Source organism: Pseudomonas sp. K5002 (genome assembly GCF_013386655.1).
Classification (GTDB): domain Bacteria; phylum Pseudomonadota; class Gammaproteobacteria; order Pseudomonadales; family Pseudomonadaceae; genus Aquipseudomonas.
In genome coordinates this window covers 1-324 of sequence record NZ_JACARK010001742.1, presented here as the reverse complement: position 1 = coordinate 324, position 324 = coordinate 1, and the positions used below count along the sequence as shown (strand labels likewise).

The window sequence follows — 324 nt, the reverse complement described above, 5'->3', positions numbered from 1 at the left end:
GCGACAACATTCAGGAGATCAGCCTGCCGCTGGCCCCGGAGCTGAGCCGGCGCTTGCGCGCCCAGGCCCGGCAGTTGGGCGTCAGCGCCGCGAGCCTGTTCCACATTGGCTGGGCCCAGGTGCTGGGAGTGCTGGCGGGCAAGGAACAGGTGGTGTTCGGCACGGTGCTGATGGGCCGCATGCAGGGCAGCCACGACACCGACCGTGCCCTGGGGATCTTTATCAACACCTTGCCATTGCGGGTGGATGTAGGCGCCGAAGACGTGCGCACCGGGGTCAAGGCGACCCATGCCCGGCTGACCACCTTGCTGCGTCACGAACACG

1 protein-coding gene is annotated in these 324 nt (G+C 67.6%); it reads left to right on the top strand.

Features of this window, described 5'->3' with window-relative positions:
* Window positions 1-324: condensation domain-containing protein (locus tag HX846_RS39040; protein WP_178967679.1), on the top strand; the 324-nt coding region annotated here is incomplete at both ends.